1 protein-coding gene and 1 pseudogene are annotated in these 1,435 nt (G+C 74.0%); one reads left to right on the top strand and one right to left on the bottom strand.

Going from position 1 to position 1,435, the window contains the following annotated elements; translation table 11 throughout:
- On the bottom strand, nucleotides 1–1,104 hold a 1,104-nt coding region (locus FNH05_RS37325), incomplete at its 3' end, for an anhydro-N-acetylmuramic acid kinase (protein WP_144593531.1).
- A gap of 143 nt (nucleotides 1,105–1,247) precedes the next feature.
- On the opposite strand from FNH05_RS37325, the pseudogene FNH05_RS37320 reads away from it, so the two are divergent.
- Nucleotides 1,248–1,435, top strand: a pseudogene (locus tag FNH05_RS37320) (signal recognition particle-docking protein FtsY); the annotation flags it as partial.

Genomic DNA, 1,435 nt, shown 5'->3' with positions numbered 1-1,435 from the left:
GGGCGTGATGCTGCCCAGCAGGCGGGGGCCGCGTGCCCCGGTGGCGCTGGGCACGTTGGCGGGCAGGCCGTGCCAGGTGAGCCAGCCGAGCAGGGCGGTCAGGTACGCCTCCTTCGCCGCCCGGGGCAGCCCGAGTTCGTCGCTGGTCAGCAGCCGGACACCGGGCAGGCGGGCGGCGAGGGCCCGCATCAGTGCGGGGTTTTCCACGCCGCCGCCGGAGGCGACCACGGTACGGGCGCCGTGTTTCAGGCAGGCGTCGGCGATCGTGCGGGCGGTCAGCGCGGTGAGCGTGGCGAGCAGGTCGGCCGGTTCGGTGTCCGGGTCGCCGAGGCCGCCGAGGCCGTCGAGGTAACCGGCGTGGAACAGTTCCTTGCCGGTGGACTTGGGGGGCTCGGCCGCGTAGTAGGGCTCGGCGAGCAGCCGGGCGAGCAGGTCCTCGCGGACGGTGCCCCGGGCGGCCAGTGCGCCGTCGAGGTCGCTCGGCTGCCCGGTCGTGCGCCGCGCCGCGAGGTCGAGCAGGGCGTTGCCGGGCCCGGTGTCGTAGGCGATCGTGGTGCCGTCCGGGTGGACGACGGTGATGTTGGCGATCCCGCCGATGTTGAGGGCCACCGCGGGCCTGCCGTCCGATTCGGCCAGCGAGCGCAGCCAGAGGCGGTCCAGTGTGCCGGCCAGCGGGGCGCCGTGGCCGCCCGCCGCCACGTCGCGGGCCCGCAGGTCGGACACCACGGGCAGTCCGGTGCGCTCGGCGATCCAGGCGGGCTGCCCGAGCTGCAGGGTGCCGAGTGCCCGGCCGTCTTCCACCCAGTGGTAGACGGTCTGGCCGAGCGAGGCGACGAGGGCGGCGGGCCCGGCGTGGTCGAGGCCCTGCCGCGCGGCCTCGGCGAAGGCCTGGCCGACCCGGGTGTCGAGCCGGGTCAGCAACTCGGCGCTGGCGGGGGCGGGCGGGAGCGCGGCGAGCAGTGCGGAGCGGAGGTCCTCCGGGTAGGCGACCTCGAGCGCACCCAGCGGGGTGAGGCGGATTTCCTCCCCGTGCCGGGACAGCTCGGCGACCGCCACGTCGATCCCGTCGATCGACGTGCCGGAGATGAGCCCCATCACGCGCATGACCATGAGCGAGTGGTCTAGTCCTTTACTGACCAGGATGCAAGGCATCGGGTGAGAACTTGTCCGAATAGTTTTCCGGTCCTTGGACGCACCCGGGGGCGGGGCGTTCCCGCCGGCCGGAAGGCGGATGCGAGGATGGCGCTGTGACACCCAACCTGTGGTTTTGGATCCTCCTGGTAGTCGCGGTACTGCTGGCGATCGCGCTGGTCACGGGCCTGACCGTGGCGCGGCGGCGCCGCATCAGCCTGCGCAGGCCCGAGCCGCAGAAGGGTGAGATCAAGCCTAGAGGCGGGGGCTACCAGGCGGGCGGCGGGATCGCCCTGGCGCGTGG

Origin of the sequence: Amycolatopsis rhizosphaerae (assembly GCF_007713715.1) — a bacterium.
Lineage (GTDB): Bacteria > Actinomycetota > Actinomycetes > Mycobacteriales > Pseudonocardiaceae > Amycolatopsis_E > Amycolatopsis_E rhizosphaerae.
This window is presented reverse-complemented; position numbering and strand designations above follow the sequence as displayed.